23 protein-coding genes are annotated in these 20,447 nt (G+C 63.5%); 19 read left to right on the top strand and 4 right to left on the bottom strand.

Annotated elements, in window-relative coordinates:
• The coding region (locus tag CGZ66_RS26640; protein WP_095089642.1) for a DMT family transporter at positions 1-632 on the bottom strand (632 nt) is incomplete at its 3' end.
• A 132-nt stretch (positions 633-764) separates the two neighbouring features.
• On the opposite strand from CGZ66_RS26640, the gene CGZ66_RS26635 reads away from it, so the two are divergent.
• Entirely contained in the window at positions 765-1,244 is a 480-nt protein-coding gene (locus CGZ66_RS26635; protein WP_095089543.1) for an Lrp/AsnC family transcriptional regulator, read from the top strand.
• 112 nt (positions 1,245-1,356) lie between these two features.
• Entirely contained in the window at positions 1,357-2,127 is a 771-nt protein-coding gene (locus tag CGZ66_RS26630) for a sulfite exporter TauE/SafE family protein (protein WP_095089541.1), read from the top strand.
• 40 nt (positions 2,128-2,167) lie between these two features.
• Here CGZ66_RS26630 and CGZ66_RS26625 read toward each other — a convergent pair whose 3' ends face one another.
• A complete protein-coding gene (locus CGZ66_RS26625; protein WP_095089540.1) occupies positions 2,168-2,719 on the bottom strand; it encodes a DUF2269 family protein in 552 nt (183 codons plus the stop codon).
• Between the two features lie 329 nt (positions 2,720-3,048).
• On the opposite strand from CGZ66_RS26625, the gene CGZ66_RS26620 reads away from it, so the two are divergent.
• The 8 genes from CGZ66_RS26620 (at position 3,049) to CGZ66_RS26585 (ending at position 8,563) form a co-directional block, all read left to right on the top strand.
• Positions 3,049-3,429 (top strand): hypothetical protein, encoded by a 381-nt coding sequence (locus tag CGZ66_RS26620; protein ID WP_095089538.1) that lies wholly within the window; start codon positions 3,049-3,051, stop codon positions 3,427-3,429.
• Between the two features lie 518 nt (positions 3,430-3,947).
• Positions 3,948-4,481 (top strand): protease adaptor protein RcdA, encoded by a 534-nt coding sequence (gene rcdA / locus CGZ66_RS26615; RefSeq protein WP_095089536.1) that lies wholly within the window; start codon positions 3,948-3,950, stop codon positions 4,479-4,481.
• 74 nt (positions 4,482-4,555) lie between these two features.
• Positions 4,556-5,065 carry a crossover junction endodeoxyribonuclease RuvC gene (gene ruvC / locus CGZ66_RS26610; RefSeq protein WP_095089535.1) on the top strand — a complete coding sequence of 170 codons (510 nt, stop codon included), beginning with the start codon at positions 4,556-4,558 and terminating at the stop codon, positions 5,063-5,065.
• Between the two features lie 56 nt (positions 5,066-5,121).
• Positions 5,122-5,391: an AbrB/MazE/SpoVT family DNA-binding domain-containing protein gene (locus CGZ66_RS26605; RefSeq protein ID WP_095089533.1), complete on the top strand. Its 270-nt coding sequence runs from the start codon at positions 5,122-5,124 to the stop codon at positions 5,389-5,391.
• Positions 5,369-5,788 carry a type II toxin-antitoxin system VapC family toxin gene (locus CGZ66_RS26600; RefSeq protein WP_095089531.1) on the top strand — a complete coding sequence of 140 codons (420 nt, stop codon included), beginning with the start codon at positions 5,369-5,371 and terminating at the stop codon, positions 5,786-5,788. The genes CGZ66_RS26605 and CGZ66_RS26600 overlap by 23 nt, the downstream gene beginning before the upstream one ends.
• A 27-nt stretch (positions 5,789-5,815) precedes the next feature.
• On the top strand, positions 5,816-6,436 hold the full coding sequence (gene ruvA, locus CGZ66_RS26595; protein ID WP_095089529.1) for a Holliday junction branch migration protein RuvA: 621 nt from the start codon (positions 5,816-5,818) through the stop codon (positions 6,434-6,436).
• A gap of 43 nt (positions 6,437-6,479) precedes the next feature.
• Positions 6,480-7,517 carry a Holliday junction branch migration DNA helicase RuvB gene (gene ruvB / locus CGZ66_RS26590; RefSeq protein ID WP_095089527.1) on the top strand — a complete coding sequence of 346 codons (1,038 nt, stop codon included), beginning with the start codon at positions 6,480-6,482 and terminating at the stop codon, positions 7,515-7,517.
• A 149-nt stretch (positions 7,518-7,666) separates the two neighbouring features.
• On the top strand, positions 7,667-8,563 hold the full coding sequence (locus tag CGZ66_RS26585; protein ID WP_095089525.1) for a metallophosphoesterase: 897 nt from the start codon (positions 7,667-7,669) through the stop codon (positions 8,561-8,563).
• Between the two features lie 4 nt (positions 8,564-8,567).
• Here CGZ66_RS26585 and CGZ66_RS26580 read toward each other — a convergent pair whose 3' ends face one another.
• Entirely contained in the window at positions 8,568-9,818 is a 1,251-nt protein-coding gene (locus tag CGZ66_RS26580; protein WP_095089523.1) for a glycoside hydrolase family 5 protein, read from the bottom strand.
• A gap of 57 nt (positions 9,819-9,875) precedes the next feature.
• Here CGZ66_RS26580 and ybgC point away from each other — a divergent pair, with 57 nt between their 5' ends.
• The 9 genes from ybgC to ftsH all read left to right on the top strand — a co-directional run bounded on the left by ybgC (position 9,876) and on the right by ftsH (position 19,964).
• Positions 9,876-10,346 carry a tol-pal system-associated acyl-CoA thioesterase gene (ybgC, locus tag CGZ66_RS26575; RefSeq protein ID WP_095089521.1) on the top strand — a complete coding sequence of 157 codons (471 nt, stop codon included), beginning with the start codon at positions 9,876-9,878 and terminating at the stop codon, positions 10,344-10,346.
• 388 nt (positions 10,347-10,734) lie between these two features.
• A complete protein-coding gene (tolQ, locus tag CGZ66_RS26570; RefSeq protein WP_095089519.1) occupies positions 10,735-11,445 on the top strand; it encodes a protein TolQ in 711 nt (236 codons plus the stop codon).
• Positions 11,446-11,455: 10 nt separating this feature from the next.
• On the top strand, positions 11,456-11,908 hold the full coding sequence (gene tolR, locus CGZ66_RS26565) for a protein TolR (protein ID WP_095089517.1): 453 nt from the start codon (positions 11,456-11,458) through the stop codon (positions 11,906-11,908).
• Between the two features lie 7 nt (positions 11,909-11,915).
• Positions 11,916-13,073 carry a TonB family protein gene (locus tag CGZ66_RS26560; RefSeq protein ID WP_095089515.1) on the top strand — a complete coding sequence of 386 codons (1,158 nt, stop codon included), beginning with the start codon at positions 11,916-11,918 and terminating at the stop codon, positions 13,071-13,073.
• Between the two features lie 66 nt (positions 13,074-13,139).
• A complete protein-coding gene (gene tolB, locus CGZ66_RS26555; protein ID WP_245331229.1) occupies positions 13,140-14,423 on the top strand; it encodes a Tol-Pal system beta propeller repeat protein TolB in 1,284 nt (427 codons plus the stop codon).
• 254 nt (positions 14,424-14,677) lie between these two features.
• Positions 14,678-15,184, top strand: coding sequence for a peptidoglycan-associated lipoprotein Pal (gene pal, locus CGZ66_RS26550; RefSeq protein ID WP_095089511.1), 507 nt, complete (start codon positions 14,678-14,680; stop codon positions 15,182-15,184).
• A 224-nt stretch (positions 15,185-15,408) separates the two neighbouring features.
• Positions 15,409-16,479 carry a tol-pal system protein YbgF gene (ybgF, locus tag CGZ66_RS26545; protein WP_095089509.1) on the top strand — a complete coding sequence of 357 codons (1,071 nt, stop codon included), beginning with the start codon at positions 15,409-15,411 and terminating at the stop codon, positions 16,477-16,479.
• A 58-nt stretch (positions 16,480-16,537) separates the two neighbouring features.
• The gene (tilS, locus tag CGZ66_RS26540; RefSeq protein WP_095089507.1) at positions 16,538-17,911 is read left to right on the top strand and encodes a tRNA lysidine(34) synthetase TilS; all 1,374 of its coding nucleotides are present in this window, start codon (positions 16,538-16,540) and stop codon (positions 17,909-17,911) included.
• A gap of 124 nt (positions 17,912-18,035) precedes the next feature.
• Positions 18,036-19,964, top strand: a complete 1,929-nt coding sequence (gene ftsH / locus CGZ66_RS26535) for an ATP-dependent zinc metalloprotease FtsH (protein ID WP_095089505.1) — start codon at positions 18,036-18,038, stop codon at positions 19,962-19,964.
• A gap of 70 nt (positions 19,965-20,034) precedes the next feature.
• Here ftsH and CGZ66_RS26530 read toward each other — a convergent pair whose 3' ends face one another.
• Entirely contained in the window at positions 20,035-20,403 is a 369-nt protein-coding gene (locus CGZ66_RS26530; protein ID WP_095089503.1) for a winged helix-turn-helix transcriptional regulator, read from the bottom strand.
• Positions 20,404-20,447 lie beyond the last annotated feature (44 nt).

Raw genomic sequence — 20,447 nt, 5'->3', positions numbered from 1 at the left:
GCCCAGCTCCACGCATCGGCGGGAAGCTGGGAAAGATTTGCGAAGGGCGCCAACATGACGACGCCGACGCAGACCTGGATCAGCGCGATCAGGTGCGGCGGCGTGCCCTTGAGCTTCTTGGTGACGATGGCGGCGACGGCCCAGAAGAAAGCCGCGCCCAACGCCATGACGATGCCGGTAAAGTAATCGGTGCCGACATCGCCGGCATCGGGGGCGGCCTGCACGATCAGTACCATGCCGGCGAAGGCGATGGCCAGCCAGGTCAGCTTGGTCAGGGTTAGCCGCTCGGCGAAGAACAGCGCGCCGAAGCCGACCAGCATGAAGGGCTGCGTGTTGTAGACCGCGGTGGCGATCGAGATCGACGCGCGGGAGAAAGCACTAAAGAGCAGCAGCCAGTTGACGACGATGGCGACGCCGCCGAGCGCGGCGAAGCCGATGATGCGCAGCGACAAGCTGTTGCGCAGCAACCCCGGCCCGGCGCAGATGACAAGCAGCGTCAGCGCGCCGAACGCGCAACGCCAGAACACCACGTCCATGATCGGCTGGCCGGACATGACGACGAACCATCCGATCGTCCCCAGGATCGCCATTGCGGCGGACATTTCGACCGTACCGCGCACTGTATCGTTCACGACAAACCTCCGAACCCGTTGAGCCGGTATAATCTCATGCGGCAACGAAGCTTTCCATCCGATGAGGAAGGTAGTATAGACGATTGACCTAATTATATTAGGCCTCGCCTCCAAATTTGCGGGAAATGTAAAATGCTTGACGATCTCGACCGACGCCTCCTCGAAATCCTGGTCAAGGACGCGCGCACCTCGCTGAAGGAATTGGCTGCCCAAGTTGGGCTGTCATCGCCGAGCGTCTCGGAAAGGCTTCGACGGCTCGAGGAACGCGGCGTCATCCGGGCGTTCACCGTCGAGATCGATCCGCTGGCGCTAGGCTATACGTTGCAGGCCATCGTGCGCATCCGGCCTTTGCCGGGCAAGCTGCACATCGTCCAGAAGCTGATCGAGGAGATCCCCGAATTTGGCGAATGCGACAAAGTGACGGGCGATGACTGCTTCGTCGCCCGGCTGTTCGTGCGCTCGATCGGCGATCTCGACGGCATTCTCGACCGCATCGCCGACAAGGCTGAGACGAGCACCGCCATCATCAAGGCGCAGCCGATCCGGCGGCGGCCGCCACCTCTCGACGCAACCGCCCCGCGTGACAAGGCAAAGATCTTGCAGGCTTCCTGATCGACGCCGGGTGAAACGCCGGCGGCCGGTGGGGTATATTTGCTGTCGCTCCGCTGGGGAATCTGGGCTATTCAGGCGTCGATACGCTTTCCCTCCAGCCCAGCCCCTCCCCATGTCAGGCCTGCTTCTCGAACCGTGGTTCTACGCGGCCGCCATTCCGGCGGTCATTCTGGTCGGCCTGTCCAAGGGCGGCTTCGGCGGCGCCGTTGGTTTCGTCGGCGTGCCCTTGATGGCGCTCACCATGCCGCCGGTGCAGGCGGCGGCGATCCTCCTGCCGATCCTGTGCCTGATGGACATCGTGTCGGTGTGGACATGGTGGGGTGTCTACGACCGCAAGATGCTGGTCGACATGATGCCGGGCGCGGTCGTCGGCATCGGACTCGGCTGGCTGACGGCAGCACTGGTCACCGAGGAGGCGGTACGGCTGATCGTCGGCGCCGTCGCCATCATCTTCGTCCTGCGCTGGCTCTATCTGCAGTTTCGTCATGGCGCCGACCACGCGGCCGCGCCCAACCGCGTGGCTGCCGCCATCTGGGGAACGGTCGCCGGCTTCACCAGCTTCGTCGCCCATGTCGGCGGGCCGCCGTTCCAGGTCTATGCCTTGCCGATCCGGCTCGATCCCAAAATTCTGTCGGGCACAGCGGCGATCTTTTTTGCCGCAACCAATGCGCTGAAGCTCATTCCCTATTTCGCGCTCGGCCAGTTCGACACCGCCAATCTGACGGCGTCGGCGGTGCTGATGCCGCTGGCGCCGCTCTCGACCGTCGCCGGCGCCTGGCTGGTGCGGCGGATGCGCCCGGAAACCTTCTATCCCTTCACCTACGCAACCGTGGCGGTGGTGGCGCTGAAGCTGTTGTGGGACGGCGTCGCCGGCCTCATGTAGAGGGGGCGGCCGTGCAGCCGCCCGCATGATCACGGCGGTGTCAGGCGGCGCTCGGCACGAGGCGACGGTCGACGCCAAGGGCCAGTGTGGCGCCGACCACGACGACCAGCACCATGCCAGCAAGAATGCCGATGTCATGCACAGTCGGCTTGAGCACCATGTCGGCGATGACTACCAACATCACTGCGTAGTCGAAGCGTGCGGCGCTCATCATGCGCTGGCCAATGGCCAGAACAGCAGGCGTGATACCATCCTTGGCGATCATCGCTCCCATGCGCTCGCCCGTTGGCTTGAAGATGAACATGCCGATCGAAAAGGTCGTCGCGTAGCCGACCAGACCGATGATGATCCATAGATCCGAGAAGCCAACCCAGAAACTGCACATGATGAGGCCGAAGATCAGGGTCAGCATCGACATCGGCGCGAAGAAGCGGCTACCCAACTGCCCGCTGGCGCGCATCGCCTGCAACTTGTCCTCAATGTTGCCGGCGCGCTCGGCAAGCACGCCGAGGAGGAACAACACGAAGCCGCCTCCGACCCATAGAATGGCCGTGACGACATGGAGGAATTTTACGATCGAGTACCAGTCCATGGTTGCTCCTGGAGTGTTCTGGAGGGATGCGGCAGGGGCGATTTGCGCCGGCCGTCAGAGGAGCGAGCGTTTAGCGCCGCGCCCGTTTCGGAACGATGTCGCGAAAAGCCGGTTCTGTTTCAGTTTGCAGCCAGCACACGAAGCCACTGAGATGGCGAATGCGCTTCCTGGGTTTCTGCTATTGGGAAAAGTGTCGGGAGGGGTTGGCGCGACATCGTCTGGAAACAGTGCCGATGCTAGTGCGCCAATGCCGGGAGCCCGGTGGCGACAAGATTCGCCTGACAATCAACCCATTCCCGCACACGGGAAGAGGCATTCGAGGGGACATTATGCAAGGGGTAGCACGGAATTTCTTCACGCTGGCGATCATCTATTCGCTGTGCGGAATGGCGCTCGGCCTGCACATGGCGATCAGCCAGGACCATAGCCAGATGCCGACCCACGCCCACACGATGGTGGCCGGATGGCTGATGTCGGCGGTCTTCGCCTTCTTCTACCATCTGTTTCCGGCAGTCGGACAAAAGATGCTCGCCACCATCCATTTCTGGCTGACGGCAATCAGCGGCATCGGCCTGTTAATCGGTCTCTATTTCCTGCTTGCCGGCAATGCCGCGATCGAACCGCTGGTCGGGATTTCTTCGATAGGCTTCTACGCGGCCATGCTGCTGTTTGCCTTCATCGCCTTGCCGGCTGTCTGGAAGAAAGCCTGAGCCGAGAGCCTGTCCGGAAACTCTACTCTGGCGGCCATCTGATGGGGTTTTCTGCGCCTCCGGTGCTCACGGACCAAATGTCCGCTCCGCTCCGGTTCTCGAAACCACCGCCTGTGACTCGCCAGAGCGAATTTCGAAACGGACTCTGGAGGTGAGGTTCGGGCTGTGCTGTTACGGCACAGGACAGCGGCGTTGGATCAAAAAACACGCGCGCCGTTAAGGCTTCATTAAGCTTTACAGGTGTTTACTATGTCCATCCAGTGATCTGGATTCTTACCGAGTGGTTGGAGCCACTTTGTTTGACGCCTCCCTGTTAAACTCCTGAGAGCCGCCTTATCCGCGGCTCTTTTTTTGTCTGGATTCCGGGGGCGTCCGATGTCGGCTCGCCGTTAACCTTCTGTTAAACATGTGCTTGCCATCGCGGGTGACGAAGCGCATTTTGAAGCTTCAGTCATATAGGCTGCCGGGTGTATCGGCAGTGAGCCGAATCAGCCGGCTGTAGGTGCAGGGGCGTAGCAATGAACGAGCCTTCGACGGGCAGTGCGAAAACCGTCAAGCTGGCGGAGCGCCGGGTTTTCACGCAATCCTTCAAGCCGCTTTACCAGGAAGGTATGGGCCTTGTCGAACAGGCTGCGGAGTATCTCGACGGCAAGGGCCGGGCCGAGGCAAAGAAATTGTCCAGGCTGGGGGCCACGCTCTATGCGGCCGAATCGATGCGGCTGACCACAAGGCTGATGCAGGTTGCCTCGTGGCTGCTCTTGCAGCGCGCCGCGAATTCCGGTGAGATGACCCGCGACCAGGTTGCGTCTGAGAAGTCCAAGGTGCGCCTTGACACCGCTTCCGCCCATGACGAAGCCGCGGGCTGGGCCGAACTGCCCGAGGATTTCCTCGACCTCGTCACGCGCTCGCTGCGCCTGCAGGCGCTGGTGCGCCGCATGGACGAGGAGATCTACGGCTCCGACGCCGTGGTCGACATGCAACCGGCGGCCCGCCGCCCCAATCCGGTTTCCGACCAGATCAGCCTGCTGAACACGGCTTTCGCTCGCGGCTAAACCTGGGCGGCCATTTGTTTCCGGTTTGTTCACATTTCGCTGGCATCGCTGTCCGTCGGAGGTAGACTGGCAGCATGGGGGAAGCGATTCGCATCATAGGTATCGATCCGGGGCTCAGGCGCACCGGTTGGGGCATCGTCGAGAGCCTCGGCAATTCGCTGCGCTTCGTTGCCTCAGGCACCGTGCGTTCCGACGACAAGGCGGCACTGGCGACGCGGCTCTGCCAATTGCATGACGGGCTCGCCGAAATCCTGCACACCGCCATGCCGCACGAGGCAGCGGTCGAACAGACCTTCGTCAACAAGGACGCGGTGGCGACGCTGAAGCTCGGCCAGGCGCGCGGCATCGCCATGCTGGTGCCGGCGCGCGCCGGTCTCGTCGTCGCCGAATATGCGCCCAACGCCGTCAAGAAGGCGGTGATCGGTGTCGGCCATGGCGACAAGAAACAGATCCACATGATGGTGAAGGTGCTTTTGCCAAAGGCCACCTTCGATACCGAACATGCCGCCGACGCTCTCGCCATCGCCATCTGCCATGCGCATCACCGGCAAAGCGTCGCCTATCGGATGGCGCTCGCCGGGTAGCAATGTTCTTGACTTGTTCCCGTGCCTGCGATAAGTAATACTTCAGAGGTATTACCATGCGCGTGACCACCAAGGGGCAAGTCACAATCCCCAAACAGATAAGAGACCATCTGGGAATCGGCCCGGGCTCCGAGGTGGAGTTCGTGGCCACCGACGAGGGCGCTCGTCTTGTCGCCGTCAACGAAAACCTGTCCGAGGAAGAGGCATCCCGCAGGTTCAGTGATGTGCTTGACCGGATGGAGGGGACCCTAGATCTGGGAGGCATGACGACGGACGAGTACATGGACTGGCTGAGGGGGCCGCGTGAAGATCTCGACGTTGATTGACACAAATGTCCTGATCGACGTCTGGGGACCGGCCGGACCGCTGACAAAATGGTCGGCATCGGCGATTGTTTCCTGTCGCCGCGATGGAGCCTTGCTGATCAATACGATCATCTGGTCCGAGCTCGCGCCGCTGATAGCGACAGAGACGGCGCTTCGAAAAGCAGTCGACATGCTCGAGATGGATCGTGAGTTTCTGCCTTGGGACGCGGCATTCCTTGCAGGCGTTACGCATTCCCGCTATCGCCGTGCTGGTGGGGTTCGCGAGCGGACGTTGCCAGACTTTTTCATCGGAGCCCATGCGACCGTTGCCGGACATCGTCTGCTGACCCGCGACGCTGCTCGCTACCGCAGTTATTTCCCGGATCTCGACATAATCTCTCCTGAAACGCACCCATGAGGGCCCATCTTCCATGAAAGATCTGGCATGATCGGCAAACTCAAGGGCACGCTCGACGAGATCGACGAGGATCATTGCCTCGTCGATATCCATGGGGTCGGCTATGTCGCCTATTGCTCAGCGCGCACACTGGCCGCGCTGCCGGCGCCGGGCGAAGCGGTGGTGCTGTTCATCGAGACCTATGTGCGCGAGGACATGCTGCGGCTCTACGGCTTCCAGTCGCAACTGGAGCGCGAATGGTTCCGGCTGCTGATGAACAATGTGCCAGGCGTCGGCGCCAAGGTGGCGCTGGCCATCCTGTCGACATTGGCGCCGGCCGATCTCGCCAACGCCATTGCGCTGCGCGACATCGCCATGGTCTCTCGTGCGCCTGGCGTCGGCAAGAAGGTGGCCGAGCGCATCGTCACCGAGTTGAAGAACAAGGCGCCGGCCTATGCGGGCACCGCCTCGGGCACCATCGGCTTGAAGCAGGAACTCGGCGAAGGCGTTGCTCCGGCGCCGATCACCGACGCCGTCTCAGCGCTGGTCAATCTCGGCTATTCGCGCGACACAGCCGCCAATGCGGTGGCGGCGGCGCTCAAGACAGCGGGCGAGGATGCCGATGCACCGAAGCTGATCCGTTTCGGCCTGAAGGAACTGGCGCGGTGAGGCGTCGCTTGTTCAGGTCCTTGCCGCGTGCAAGGAAGGTGCCATGAGCCTGTCACCCCGTCTCATTACGCCCGAAAAACGCGGCGAGGATGCCGAGCAGACCTTGCGGCCGCAGACGCTTGACGATTTCGTCGGCCAGGCGGCGGTGCGGGCCAATCTCAAAGTGTTCATCGAGGCTGCCAACGGCCGCAACGAAGCGCTCGACCATGTGCTGTTCGTCGGGCCGCCGGGTCTCGGCAAGACGACGCTGGCGCAGATCATGGCGCGCGAGCTCGGCGTCAATTTCCGCTCGACCTCCGGCCCGGTCATCGCCAAGGCCGGCGATCTCGCGGCCCTGCTCACCAATCTCGAAGATGGCGACGTGCTGTTCATCGACGAGATCCACCGGCTGAGCCCGGCGGTGGAGGAAATCCTCTATCCGGCAATGGAGGATTTCCAGCTCGACCTGATCATCGGCGAGGGACCGGCGGCGCGCTCGGTCAAGATCGACCTTGCTCGCTTTACGCTGGTCGCCGCCACCACGCGGCTTGGCCTGCTGACCAACCCGCTGCGCGACCGTTTCGGCATTCCGGTGCGACTGAATTTTTATTCGGTCGAGGAACTGGAGCAAATCGTGCGGCGCGGCGCGCGCATCCTGCAAATGCCGCTCGGCGACGATGGCGCGCTGGAGATCGCGCGGCGCGCGCGCGGCACGCCCCGCATCGCCGGACGGCTGTTGCGCCGGGTGCGCGATTTCGCCTCGGTCGCCGGCGATGGCCATGTCGATCGCCAGATTGCCGATGAGGCGCTCACCCGGCTGGAGGTCGACGCGCTCGGCCTCGACGCCCTCGACCGCCGGTATCTGTCGATGATCGCCCGCAATTTCGGCGGTGGCCCGGTCGGCATCGAGACGATCGCAGCCGGCCTGTCCGAGCCGCGCGACGCCATCGAGGACATCATCGAGCCCTATCTGATCCAGCAGGGTTTCATCCAGCGCACGCCGCGCGGCCGGATGTTGACGGCCAATGCCTGGCGGCACCTCGGCCTCGATGCGCCGAAGGATCTGGCGCAGCAGCAGATCAACCTGTTCCAGGAAGAGTAGCGGCTCGGGCGATTGGACTGGGATCGGCGATCAAGGATCCGTGACCGTCCTTGCGCAAAATCTCCTCAGCTTCGCCGGTTTGCCGGCGCAATCGTGGACTTTAACGCGGCCTTGGCGACTGTCGCCGCGATTTTGTCCCGGAGCCGAGCATGATAACCAGACGCGGGTTCCTGCGCTTCGTCGGCGGGTCGTTTCTGTCGGTCGCCGCGCTCGGCGCCTATGCGGTCGGCATCGAACCGATGCTGCTGACGCATGTGAAGCGCTACGCACTGACGCCGCCGCATTGGCCTGCGGGATTGAAACTGCGCATCGTCGCGCTCGCCGACATCCATGCCTGCCGGCCGTGGATGACACCGGAGCGAATCGCTTCGCTTGTCGAAGACGCGGATGCGCAGCAAGCGGACGTGATCGTCCTGCTTGGCGACTACATCGCCGGGATGCCCTTGGTGACCGGGCCGGTGACGCCGTCACAATGGGCATCGGCGCTGTCGGGCCTCAAGGCACCGCTCGGCGTGCTGTCGATCCTTGGCAACCACGACTGGTGGAGCGATGGCTTCGCGCAGCGGGCCGGTGCCGGCCCAACCATAGCGCGTAAAGCCTTGGAGAAAGTCGGCATCCCGGTCCTGGAGAACGATGTCGTGCGCCTGGAGAAGGACGGGCATGGCGTCTGGATCGCCGGGCTCGCCGATCAGCTGGCCCTGCTGCCGACTAGGGCTCGCGCCGGCTTCAAGGGGCTTGACGATCTCGACGGCACGCTGGCCAAGGTCAGCGATGCCGCGCCGGTCATCCTGCTCGCGCATGAGCCCGATATTTTTCCCACCGTACCGTCGCGGGTGTCGCTGACCCTGTCGGGCCACACCCATGGCGGACAGGTACGGCTGTTCGGCTACTCGCCGGTCGTGCCGTCGCGGTTCGGCAATCGCTATGCCTATGGCCATGTCGTCGAGAACGACCGCAATCTGATCGTCTCGGGCGGGCTTGGCTTCAGCATTGTGCCGGTGCGTTTCGGGATGCGCCCTGAAATCCTGTCGATCGACCTTGGCTGAGCGGTCAATGCAGGGCGCGGATCACATCCATCACCTCGGGCTCGGCTCTGTCGCCGTTGAAGGCATCGACGATGCCGAAGGCGCCGCCATAGCTCCACACCGACCATGAGAAGCCGTGCGCTTCGGCTCGTGCGATCATGTCCCTGACATAGGCGGCGCGGTACGCGGCCGGCATCACATAGGCGTTGCCATATTCCTGGCGGATCATGCCGAATTCGCCCAGCGTGACGTTCTGCGGCTTGATGCCGTTGGCCTTCGCCCACGCCTCGACTTGTCTGAATGGCGCATCCATGAGGCCCAGCAGCTTGTCGGGGCTGTCCATACCGGCGACCTGTTCGTCGAGATAGGCAAGCAGGCCGCCCTGCCGTGCCCATGGGGCCTCGGCCTTGATCCTGGCGCGGATGGTGTCGAGCGTCACGACAAACTGTGCCTGTGGCACCGCGGTCAGCGGATAGGGCAGGCCGGTCACATAGGGGATGAAGTCGCCGGCCCAGGTCGCGCCCTGATGGGTGAGCAGGAACGGATCGTAGGAGTGGAAGGTCCAGATGACATTGTCGTCAGGGATCGTCTTGGGATCGATCTTCTCGAGTGAAGTCGCGGCCGAATAACAGGCGCCGGTCAGCACCAGGGTCAGTTTCGTCGCCGAGGAGCGCGCCGCCGCGAACAGCTTACGCTGGCGCTCCGGCCAGAGGCTGGTACCGTCACTGTCGCAGTCGACGATCGGCTCGTTCATCGGCTCGAAGGCGACTTTTTCGGGATCTTCGCCGGCCAGCGTGCGGGCCATCTCGCGCACCATGTCGACATAGGCGTCGAAGGTCCGCGGGTCGTCCATCACTTGGCTCATGCCGATCTTGCGGCTGCCGCCGGCCGGGATCAGGTGCATGTCGACGATCACCTTCAGCCCGGCGCGGTTGATCATGCGCACAGAGTCCAGCACGCTGGCATAGAGGTCGTCGCGCAAGGCCGCGGTCTGGCCGGACAGGAAAGGCGACGGATCGACCGGCATGCGCAGGAAATCGAAGCCTGCCTCCTTAAGCGCCTTGAGGTCCTCATCCCCAAGGAATTTGCGCCATTCCGGATAGGGCAGGATCGCCTTGGCATCGCCCCACTGGTCCTCGCCTGGCCACGTCGTCCACTGGTCGAGATTGAGGCCGCGCTTCATCGAGAAGGTGGCCGCCTGGCCGGGCAGCGACAGAGCCACCAGCACGAACAGCGCTGCCATCAAGGTCTTGATCATCGCCGTCAACAGTGCCATCCGATGCTATGTCGCGCGGAAAACACGTGCCCGGTCGGGACTGAAAAAGGAAGCGCAATGGACGATCATGGTGAATCGGCGGCGTTGCTGGCTGGGCTTTCCGGCGCGTTGACGGAGTTCGGCCACCGGCTGATGGCGCGCGTCTATTACGCCGACACCGATTTCTCCGGCGTCGTCTACCATGCGCGCTATCTCGAATTCTTCGAACGCGGCCGCTCCGACTATCTCAGGCTGACCGGCGTGCACCACACCGAGCTCGCCGACGGCAAGCATGGCGAGAAGATCGTCTGGGTGGTGCGTCGCATGGAGATCAATTTTCGCGGCCCCGCCCGCATCGACGACATCCTGACGATCGAGACCCGCACCGAGGACATTTCCGGCGCGCGCATCTTTATGGCGCAGCAGCTCAAACGCGGCGACGAGGTGCTGGTTGAGGCCAAGGTCGAGGCGGCTATCATCGGCGAGAATGGCAGGCCAAGGCGCTTTCCGAGGGAATGGATGGCGGCGTTCATGCCACGGGTGCGCTGATATTCAGGTGCAAACGGCGGCTTCCTGCGCTTCCGGTGCTCACGTACTTCAAGTACGCTCCACTCCGGTTCTCGGAAACCACCGTTTTCGGCTCGGTCTGACCTGAATCTCAGCACACCCTGGTCCAGGCATCGAATCGACGGCATTGCGATGGCGGGACGCGGCAATGCGCCGCGCCTTATGGACTAACCCATCCTTAACCATAACGGTTCATGAAGAGATTGGTGAAGATTGGCGTTATCAAGCGCCTTCCTTTCACCAATATTTGCCCCGAAAAGGCCACCAAAGGCACGGTTTGGGGTTGTTCCGGTAGCTGCGTGCGAACCGACCACAAGGGATGCCAGGGGCCAGCCGCCAGCTTCGCCCGGAAAATCTTAAGGACGTAACGATGGAAAATATCGCACTCGCCGAACCGGGCGCGCAATTGTCGATTTGGGCGCTGTTCATGCAGGCCAGCTGGGTGGTCAAGCTGGTCATGATCGGTTTGCTCTGCGCTTCGGTCTGGACCTGGGCAATCATCGTCGACAAGTTGGTTGCCTATGCCCGCATGCGGCTGTCACTCAACCGGTTCGAGCAGGTGTTCTGGTCCGGGCAGTCGCTGGAGGAACTTTACCGTACGCTCGCCGACCGCAAGACCACCGGCATGGGCGCCATTTTCGTGGCGGCGATGCGCGAGTGGAAGAAAAGCTTCGAGAAGGGCGCCAAGTCGCCGCTCGGCCTGCAGACCCGCATCGACAAGGCGATGGACCTGGCGCTGACTCGCGAGATGGAAAAGCTGGAGGGGCGCCTCGGGTTCCTCGCCACCACCGGCTCGGCGGCGCCCTTCATCGGCCTGTTCGGCACGGTCATAGGCATCATGACCTCGTTCCAGGCGATCGCCGGCTCCAAGAACACCAGTCTCGCGGTGGTCGCGCCCGGCATTGCCGAAGCGCTGCTGGCGACGGCCATCGGCCTGCTCGCCGCCATCCCCGCCGTCATCGCCTACAACAAACTGTCGTCCGACGCGAGCAAGATAGCGGTGCGCATGGAAGGGTTTTCCGACGAGTTCTCCGCCATACTCTCGCGCCAAATCGATGAAAAAGTGGCCCCCAAGGCCTGAGGAGTAACTGATGGGTATGTCCGTTGGCATGGGAGGACGCGGTGGGCGCGGCCACAGGCGGCGCGGCCGTCACCATGCACTGATGTCTGAGATCAACGTCACGCCGATGGTCGACGTGATGCTGGTGCTGCTGATCATCTTCATGGTCGCGGCACCGATGCTGACGGTCGGCGTGCCGATCGACCTGCCGGACACGCAGGCCAAGGCGATGAACGCCGACACGCAGCCGATCACCGTCTCGATCAACGCCGCCGGCCAGATCTATCTGCAGGAAACCGAGATCCCGATCGAGGAACTGGTGGCCAAGCTGCAGGCGATCTCGAAGACCGGCTATGAAGAGCGCATCTTCATCCGTGGCGACAAGTCCACCGACTATGGCACGGCGATGAAGGTGATGGCCCGCATTTCGGCCGCTGGCTACAAGAATATCGGCCTAGTTTCACTGCAGGAACAGGATCAATAGACGCGAGATGAAGACCGGCCTCACCACATCGGTGATCTTGCATACGGCGGTGCTGGCCTTCGGCCTGTTCACGCTGTCGGCGCCGGCCGCACTCCCGTCCGCCGATGTCGAGTCGGTCGCGGTCGACATCGTGCCGATGGAAGCCATTGCGCAGACGTTGCAGGGCGACAAGAAGGCCGTGATGCATGAAAAGCCGGCCCCTGTGCCGACCCAGCGCCCGGATATCGTGCCGGTATCGCAGAAGGTCGGCGAGAACAGCGTCGACACCGACAAGCCGGTAACGCCGGAAGCCAAGCCGAAGCCGGTGGACATGACATCGGCTCCGCCGCCGGCGCCGACCCCGATCGAAAAGCCGAAGCCCGAGGACGTGCCCAAGCCGCAGGAAAAGCCGAAGCCCATTCCAGCAACGGAAGTGGCGCCTGCGCCGACACCCAAGGAAGAGGTGAAGCCCGAGCCGGTCAAGCAGGCGGACCCCAAGCCGACGCCGGCCAAGCCGGCGCCGACCCCGCCGCCGCAGGACAAGACCGCGGCCATCGATCCGACGCCCGAGGTCAAGCCTGACGCTGTCGCCGAAGCCATAGCCAAGGATCCGCCGACCGAAGAGACGCAGCTGCCGAACTCGGCGCCCGCGCCGGAAGCGCGGCCGAAGCCGCAGCCGGCGCAGGCCGAAAGCGCCAAAGCGCCGGAACGCAAGGATGCCGACAAGCCGGTCAAGGAAGCCTCGTCGAAGCCGAAGTCCGAAGACAAGCAGTTCAACGCCGACGAAATCTCGGCTCTCCTCGACAAGCAGAAGCCGTCCGGCGGCGGTGCCAAGCGCTCGACCCAGCAGGCCTCGCTCGGCGGCGACAAGGATCAGGGCCAGAAGCTGTCGAAATCGGAAATGGGCGCCCTGGAAAGCCAACTCGGCGGCTGCTGGACCCTTCCGGTTGGCCTTGAAGGTTCGGAAAACTTCGTCGTCGTCGTCCGCTTCAACCTGGACGCCTCCGGCAAGCTGGATGGCCGCCCGAATGTCGAAAAGTCGAGCGGAAACCGCCAGTTCGACGAAAGTGCCGTTCGCGCCGTGCAAAAATGCGATGTCACCGGCCTGCAGGTCCCCGCGGGCAAGCAGGACATCTGGGCCGACGTCCGCGTCACCTTCGATCCAAGGGAGATGCTGGGCCTGTAGGCCCGAGTATCCGAAAATCAGTACGAGAAGCGAGAAGACATGAAATCAATCCTCAAGCCGCTCCTGATGATAGCAGCTATGGCGATGGGCATGACCGCGGCCGGCACGTTGCCGGCCCTGGCGCTCGTCGAGCTCAACGTCAACAAGGGCAATGTCGAACCGCTGCCGATCGCCATCACCGATTTCCAGGGCGGCGACGCGCTTGGCGCCCAGATCTCCGAAATCGTCACCGCCGATCTGAAGCGCTCGGGACTGTTCGCGCCGATCGACAAGAGTGCCTTCATCGAGAAGATCTCCAATCCGGATGCAGCACCGCGCTTCGACGACTGGAAAGTGATCAATGCGCAGGCGCTGGTCACCGGCAGCGTCGGCAAGGAGGCTGACGGCCGCATTCGCGCCCAGTACCGGCTGTGGGACACCTTTGCCGGCCAGCAGATGTCCGGCGAGCAGTTCTTTGCCAACGACGCCAATACGAGGCGCGTCGCCCACATCATCGCCGACGCGATCTACGAGAGGCTGACCGGCGAGAAGGGTTACTTCGACACCCGCGTCGTCTTCATCGACGAATCCGGCGCCAAGAACGCGCGCAAGAAGCGCCTCGCCATCATGGATCAGGACGGCGCCAACGTCCGCTATCTCTCCGATGGCAAGTCGATCGTGCTGACGCCGCGCTTCTCGCCGAACCGCCAGGAAATCACCTACATGTCCTATGAAAGCGGTCAGCCGCGGGTCTACCTGCTGCAGATCGAGACCGGCCAGCGCGAACTGGTCGGCAATTTTCCGGGCATGACCTTTGCGCCGCGCTTTTCACCCGACGGCCAGAAGGTGATCATGAGCCTGCTGCGCGACGACGGCAATTCCAACATCTTCGCCATGGACTTGCGGAGCCGTTCGACGACGCGGTTGACCAATTCGACCGCCATCGACACGTCGCCGTCCTATTCGCCCGACGGCAGCCAGGTGGTGTTCACCTCCGATCGTGGCGGGCGCGCCCAGATCTATGTGATGGGCGCCGATGGCTCGGGCCAGAACCGCATCTCCTTCGGCGACGGCGTCTATTCGACGCCGGTGTGGTCGCCGCGCGGCGATCTCATCGCCTTCACCAAACAGACAGGCGGCGAGTTCCAGATCGGCGTCATGAAGACCGATGGCTCGGGCGAGCGGATCCTGTCGTCCGGTTTCCAGCAGGAAGGGCCGACCTGGGCGCCGAACGGCCGCGTGCTGATGTTCTTCCGCGATTCCGCCGGCGGACCGAAGCTGGTCTCCGTCGACCTCACCGGCCGCAACGAACAGTCGATCCCGACGACGAATTTTGCTTCGGACCCGGCTTGGTCGCCGTTGCTGGAATAAAGCTGGGCTTGAGCATGCCTTGCTCCAGCATCCCGCGCGGCACTGCTGAAAGAGGCCCAACAGGGCCTCTTTTCACGTCACGGTCGCGTTTTGGCCGCATTTACGCCTACGGTCCGCGCGAAATGTGGCTTTGCCAAACGGCTGCGGACGGGCAGTCTAAACCAAATTTTAACCGTGTTTCTTGAATGCCGGTTAACCCAAACGTGGTTACTGGGTGATCAACGAAATCACTCGAAATGCGAAGGAGAGGCGGCATGGGCCGTATCGCAGCACTTACCAGAAACCCGGTCATGATCGCGCTGGTGGCGATGCTCGCCATCGCCGGTTGCGCCTCGAAGAAAACACCGAACAATGCCGCCGACCTTGGCCTCAACGGCGCCGGCGCGGCAACGCCCGGCTCGGCAAAGGACTTTACCGTCAACATCGGCGACCGCATCTTCTTCGATACGGACTCGACCTCGATCCGCGCCGATGCGCAGACGACGCTTTCGCGCCAGGCGCAGTGGCTGAACCAGTACAAGCAGTATGCCATCGTCATCGAAGGCCATGCCGATGAACGCGGCACGCGCGAGTACAATCTGGCGCTCGGCGCCCGCCGCGCCGCCGCCACCCGCGACTTCCTCGTCGCCAAGGGCGTTTCGGCGAGCCGGTTGAAGACGATTTCCTACGGCAAGGAGCGTCCGGTCGCGGTGTGCGACGACATCTCCTGCTGGTCGCAGAACCGCCGTGCGGTCACCACGCTCAGCGGCGCGGGTTCCTGAGCCGTCGTGCTGCCGACCGGAGCGTCAAGGAGGCGCGACGGTCTAGCGGCAAAAATGCCACACACCCTTGCGAAAGGCGGCCCCAGGGCCGCCTTTTTCATATCCGGATGCCCGAAACAAAATTTGGCCGAAGTCTCGGCTCCTGCTATGAGCCGAGGGCGCTTGGCTGGTCCCACTCTGATTGGAAGGCGCGAACAAGCTAACGAAATCACGGCGAGAGGCACATGCATTTGAGATCGGTTCTAAGCGGCACCCTTGCGCTGTTGCTCCTATCAGGCGTCACGGCTCTGGCGGGCACAGGGCAATCGACCGACAGCGGCTTTTCCTTCCATCTGCCCAGCATCGAATTGCCCGGCATTTTCGGCCAGAAGAAGAAATCGGATCAGGTTCAGCTGGTGCAGTCCGACGGTACCGCCGTGACCGGGCTGGAAGAGCAGCTGCGGCAGATGAACGGCAAGATCGAGGAACTCAATTTCCAGGTCCTGCAGATGCAGGAGCAGATCCGCAAGCAGCAGGAAGACAACGAGTTCCGCTTCCAGCAGCTTGAAGGCGGCACGCAAGGCGGGCAGCCGCCGGCACAGAAGAAATCGGACGCCACCACGACGGATACCAACACCGATGTGGCAGCGGCTCCGGCAACGCAGGCGCCGGCCGATGCGGGCACCGCGCCCGCCGCCGGCCAGGAGGTCATCGTCGAATCGCCCAATGGCGACCCCGGCAAAGTGATTCCAGGAACGGGAGCGCCGGAAAAGACTTTCGGCACCATCACCGTCGACAAGAACGGTAATGTCATCGATGCCGGCGGCAGCACCCAGGCGACCGCGCCGGTGCAGGACACCGCGCCAGCCAGCGGCGCTCCGGCCAAGGCCGGCAAGTCCGACGGCACGGTGGTGGCGGCATTGCCCGCCACCAACGACCCCGAGGAACTCTACCGCAACTCCTATCAGTTCATCCTCTCGGGCGACTACAGCACCGCCGAGCAGGGTTTTCGCGATCATATCTCCCGCTTCCCCAAGGATGCGAAGGCGGCGGATGCGCATTACTGGCTTGGCGAGTCTTTGCTCGGCCAGCAGAAATATCGCGACGCGGCCGAGACTTTCCTCTCTGCCAGCAAGGACTATCCCAAGGCCAAGAAAGCTCCCGACATGTTGCTGAAGCTCGGCGTGTCGCTGGTCGGCCTCAAGCAGCATGACGTGGCCTGCGCCACCTTCAGCGAGATCGGCAAGCGCTACCCCGACATCTCCGGTGCGCTCAAGGAACGCGTCAAGCAGGAAAAGGCGCTGGCGGCGTGCTGATCCTTTCCGTGCATGTCGTTGCCCCGAAACCGGGACCATCTTTGGGCGACATGCATTGATGCTCGATATCGAGCCTGACCTCTCGAAGAGCCTTTTTTCGCATATCGATTTTACCAGCGGCGCCGTTGCGGCCGTGTCCGGCGGCAGCGACTCGACCGCCCTGCTCCTCCTTCTCAAACACCATCTCGACCGCACTGCGCCGGCAACGAAGCTGCTGGCAGTGACGATCGACCACGATTTGCGGCCCGGTTCGGCAGCGGAAGCGCAGGGGATGGCGAGGCTGTGCGCCAAGCACGCCATTGCGCATCGCATCCTGACATGGTCCGGCCCCAAGCCATCGACCGGTCTGCCCGCCGCGGCCCGGGAAGCGCGTTACCGGCTGCTGGCCGAGGCGGCACTGGCGCAAGGCATCGGCCTGATCCTGACCGGCCATACCGCCGACGACCAGGCGGAAACGGTGTTGATGCGGCAGGTCCGTGATGAGGGCCGGGGCCATGCCGACACGGCAGGTCGCGGGCTTGCCGGCATGGCGCCGGCCACCTTGTATGACTGGCGCAGCTGGATCGTGCGGCCGCTTCTCGGCACGCGCCGCGCGGCCTTGCGCAACGTCCTGCGGCGTCAACATGTCGACTGGGCCGACGACCCGACCAATGTCGACGAGGCGTTCGAGCGACCGCGCCTGCGCGCGACGCTAGCCGACGAGAACGGCATGCAGCGCATCGACGATGCGCTGGCGCTGGCCGCGCATGAGGGCAACGCGCGCCGGCAGCTTGGCCTGGCTGCCGCGGACCTGATCCGCCGTTTCGCGACGCAGCCGGCGGCGGGGCTCATTCGTCTTGATCCTGGCTTGCTGACCGCCGGGGAGGAGCATGCGGCCGTCTACGCACTGCGCCTTCTGCTGGCCACGACCGGCGGGATTGCCTTTCTGCCGAACCAGGCCCGCAGCGAGGCGCTGTTTGGCCGGCTGAAGGCCGGATTTCTTTGCGCCACATTGTCGCGGACGGTGGTCGATTCCCGGCGCGCCGGCATTTTCCTGCGCCGCGAGGCGCGCGGCCTGCCGCCCGCCGCCGCAGTCACCGAGGGCACCCTCTGGGATGGCCGCCGGCGCATCACATTGAACGACAGCAGCGGCGCATTGTTGATCGCCCCGTTCGGCGCAGCAGCCAAGCGGCCGCCGATCGGCGAGGGGCAAACCCCGCCAAGCCTGATGCGCGCCGCGCTCGCCGCCGAGCCGGCGCTATGGCGAGCCGGTGAATGCCTTGGTTTGCCGGGGAGCATCCGGGCCCCTGCTGTGGTCGAGGCACGGCCGGCCGTTGCCCCCTTTGCCCGCTTCCTGCCGTCCTTCGACCTGGCGCCGGCGCGGGCCGTCGCAGGGCTGATTGGCGCGGCCCCGCTTCCCGCCTTGCCTTTCAGTGGCCACAGTGCCGGTTGATGTTGGGCGAAAGCTTAACCCAGACCTGCTGTTCTGCTTGGCAAGGGGAGGCGCTCTCCCTATGTTAGGCGCAAGTTTCCTCTCATGACGTGTGTCCGACGCGCGGACGCCAACGGGACAATTGATGAATCCGAACTATCGCAACCTCGCGCTCTGGGCGATCATAGCGGTCTTGCTCATCGCCCTGTTCAATCTGTTCCAGACGCCGCAGACGCGAGGGGCTTCCAGCGATGTGCCTTATTCGCAGTTCCTGCAGGACGTCGCGGCCGGCCGGGTCAAGACGGTGACCATTGCGGGCGCTCGCATCACCGGCACCTACACCGACAATGCCAGCGGCTTCCAGACGTATTCGCCCGGCGATCCGTCGCTGGTCTCGCGGCTGCAGGACAAGAACGTCACCATCAATGCGAGGCCTGAGAGCGACGGTTCCAATTCGCTGTTCGGCTATCTGATCTCGTGGCTGCCGATGATCCTCATCCTCGGCGTCTGGATATTCTTCATGCGCCAGATGCAGTCCGGCTCCGGACGGGCCATGGGGTTCGGCAAGTCGAAGGCCAAGCTTTTGACCGAGGCGCATGGCCGCGTCACCTTCCAGGATGTTGCCGGCGTCGATGAAGCCAAGGAAGACCTGGAAGAGATCGTCGAGTTCCTGCGCGATCCGCAGAAGTTCCAGCGGCTCGGCGGCAAGATTCCGCGCGGCGTGCTGCTTGTCGGCCCTCCGGGAACCGGCAAGACGCTGCTCGCCCGCTCGGTTGCCGGCGAAGCCAATGTGCCGTTCTTCACCATCTCCGGCTCGGACTTCGTCGAGATGTTCGTCGGCGTCGGCGCCAGCCGCGTCCGCGACATGTTCGACCAGGCCAAGAAGAACGCGCCCTGCATCATCTTCATTGACGAAATCGATGCCGTCGGCCGCCATCGCGGCGCCGGTCTCGGCGGCGGCAATGACGAGCGCGAGCAGACGCTGAACCAGCTGCTGGTCGAGATGGACGGCTTCGAGTCCAACGAAAGCATCATCCTGATCGCCGCCACCAACCGGCCCGACGTGCTTGACCCGGCGCTGCTGCGGCCGGGCCGCTTCGACCGCCAGGTGGTGGTGCCGAACCCCGACATCGTCGGCCGCGAGAAGATCCTCAAGGTGCATGTGCGCAACGTGCCTCTGGCACCCAATGTCGACCTCAAGGTCGTCGCTCGCGGTACGCCGGGCTTCTCCGGCGCCGACCTGATGAACCTCGTCAACGAATCGGCGCTGATGGCCGCTCGGCGCAACAAGCGCCTGGTGACCATGGCCGAGTTCGAGGACGCCAAGGACAAAATCATGATGGGCGCCGAGCGTCGTTCGTCGGCGATGACCCAGGCCGAAAAGGCGCTGACCGCCTATCACGAGGCCGGCCACGCCATCCTGGCGCTCAACGTGCCGTCGGCCGATCCGCTGCACAAGGCCACCATCATCCCGCGTGGCCGGGCGCTCGGCATGGTCATGCAGTTGCCGGAAGGCGACCGCTACTCGATGAGCTACAAATACATGATCTCGCGCCTCGCCATCATGATGGGCGGCCGTGTCGCCGAGGAGTTCAAGTTCGGCAAGGAAAACATCACCTCGGGCGCTTCCTCGGATATCGAGCAGGCGACCAAGCTGGCGCGTGCCATGGTCACGCGCTGGGGCTTTTCCGACAAGCTCGGCCACGTCGCCTATGGCGACAATCAGGAGGAAGTGTTCCTCGGCCATTCGGTGGCGCGCACACAGAACGTTTCTGAAGAGACCGCGCAGATCATCGACGCCGAAGTGCGCCGCCTGATCGACGAGGCCTATTCGACGGCAAAATCCATCCTGACCAAGAAGAAGAAGGAATGGATCGCGCTGGCGGAAGGGCTGCTCGAATACGAGACGCTGTCGGGTGAAGAGATCAAGCAGTTGATCGCCGGGCAGAAGCCTTCGCGCGACCTTGGCGACGACACGCCGCCCAGCCGTGGCTCGGCGGTGCCGAAGTCCGGCGGCCGGCGCAAGAAGGGGCCGGAGCCCGAAGGCGGCATGGAACCGCAGCCGTCAAGCTGACAGGGGCCACTGATTTCAGAAAAACAAACGCCGCGGCTTCAACCCGCGGCGTTTTGCTGTTCGGCGTTGGTCATAGGCCCTGCGGCGCGAGCGCGCTTGCCTTGCCGTGGCCTTGCCCGTCGGACCGGCCGGCATGTTGCTTGCCCCATCTGGCGAGCGGGATCAGGGCATTGTCCAGCTCGATACCGAATTCGGTGATCGAGTATTCGACCCGGGGCGGAACTTCGGGGAAGACCTCGCGGTGGACGATGCCGTCGGCCTCCATTTCGCGCAGCTGCTGGATCAACATCTTTTCACTGATGTCAGGCACCAGCCGCTTCAGTTCACCGAAGCGCGCCGGCGCCTTGTGGATCTGCCAGAGCAACAAAGCTTTCCATTTGCCGCCGATCACCTCCAGCGCCGGTCCCAATCCGCAACTATCTGGCTGTTTCTTTCCCATGTTTCATCCAATTCTGAGCAATCGGTGGGTGGCTTACATTTTTG

This window comes from Mesorhizobium sophorae (genome assembly GCF_002270415.1).
GTDB classification, from domain to species: Bacteria; Pseudomonadota; Alphaproteobacteria; order Rhizobiales; family Rhizobiaceae; genus Mesorhizobium; species Mesorhizobium sophorae.
The sequence above is the reverse complement of the archived record's forward strand: the minus strand, read 5'-3'. Positions and strand labels throughout refer to the sequence as shown.

Bases quoted from the DNA above. Each gene is read 5' to 3' on its own strand.
- CGZ66_RS26625 (WP_095089540.1), bottom strand. From the start codon at position 2,719: ATGGACTGGTACTCGATCGTAAAATTCCTCCATGTCGTCACGGCCATT.
- tolR (WP_095089517.1), top strand. From the start codon at position 11,456: ATGGGTATGTCCGTTGGCATGGGAGGACGCGGTGGGCGCGGCCACAGG.
- CGZ66_RS26635 (WP_095089543.1), top strand. From the start codon at position 765: ATGCTTGACGATCTCGACCGACGCCTCCTCGAAATCCTGGTCAAGGAC.
- ybgC (WP_095089521.1), top strand. From the start codon at position 9,876: ATGGACGATCATGGTGAATCGGCGGCGTTGCTGGCTGGGCTTTCCGGC.
- ftsH (WP_095089505.1), top strand. From the start codon at position 18,036: ATGAATCCGAACTATCGCAACCTCGCGCTCTGGGCGATCATAGCGGTC.
- ybgF (WP_095089509.1), top strand. From the start codon at position 15,409: ATGCATTTGAGATCGGTTCTAAGCGGCACCCTTGCGCTGTTGCTCCTA.
- ruvC (WP_095089535.1), top strand. From the start codon at position 4,556: ATGGGGGAAGCGATTCGCATCATAGGTATCGATCCGGGGCTCAGGCGC.
- CGZ66_RS26580 (WP_095089523.1), bottom strand. From the start codon at position 9,818: ATGGCACTGTTGACGGCGATGATCAAGACCTTGATGGCAGCGCTGTTC.
- ruvA (WP_095089529.1), top strand. From the start codon at position 5,816: ATGATCGGCAAACTCAAGGGCACGCTCGACGAGATCGACGAGGATCAT.
- CGZ66_RS26620 (WP_095089538.1), top strand. From the start codon at position 3,049: ATGCAAGGGGTAGCACGGAATTTCTTCACGCTGGCGATCATCTATTCG.
- CGZ66_RS26585 (WP_095089525.1), top strand. From the start codon at position 7,667: ATGATAACCAGACGCGGGTTCCTGCGCTTCGTCGGCGGGTCGTTTCTG.
- CGZ66_RS26605 (WP_095089533.1), top strand. From the start codon at position 5,122: ATGCGCGTGACCACCAAGGGGCAAGTCACAATCCCCAAACAGATAAGA.
- CGZ66_RS26560 (WP_095089515.1), top strand. From the start codon at position 11,916: ATGAAGACCGGCCTCACCACATCGGTGATCTTGCATACGGCGGTGCTG.
- tolQ (WP_095089519.1), top strand. From the start codon at position 10,735: ATGGAAAATATCGCACTCGCCGAACCGGGCGCGCAATTGTCGATTTGG.
- pal (WP_095089511.1), top strand. From the start codon at position 14,678: ATGGGCCGTATCGCAGCACTTACCAGAAACCCGGTCATGATCGCGCTG.
- ruvB (WP_095089527.1), top strand. From the start codon at position 6,480: ATGAGCCTGTCACCCCGTCTCATTACGCCCGAAAAACGCGGCGAGGAT.
- tolB (WP_245331229.1), top strand. From the start codon at position 13,140: ATGATAGCAGCTATGGCGATGGGCATGACCGCGGCCGGCACGTTGCCG.
- rcdA (WP_095089536.1), top strand. From the start codon at position 3,948: ATGAACGAGCCTTCGACGGGCAGTGCGAAAACCGTCAAGCTGGCGGAG.
- CGZ66_RS26630 (WP_095089541.1), top strand. From the start codon at position 1,357: ATGTCAGGCCTGCTTCTCGAACCGTGGTTCTACGCGGCCGCCATTCCG.
- CGZ66_RS26530 (WP_095089503.1), bottom strand. From the start codon at position 20,403: ATGGGAAAGAAACAGCCAGATAGTTGCGGATTGGGACCGGCGCTGGAG.
- tilS (WP_095089507.1), top strand. From the start codon at position 16,538: ATGCTCGATATCGAGCCTGACCTCTCGAAGAGCCTTTTTTCGCATATC.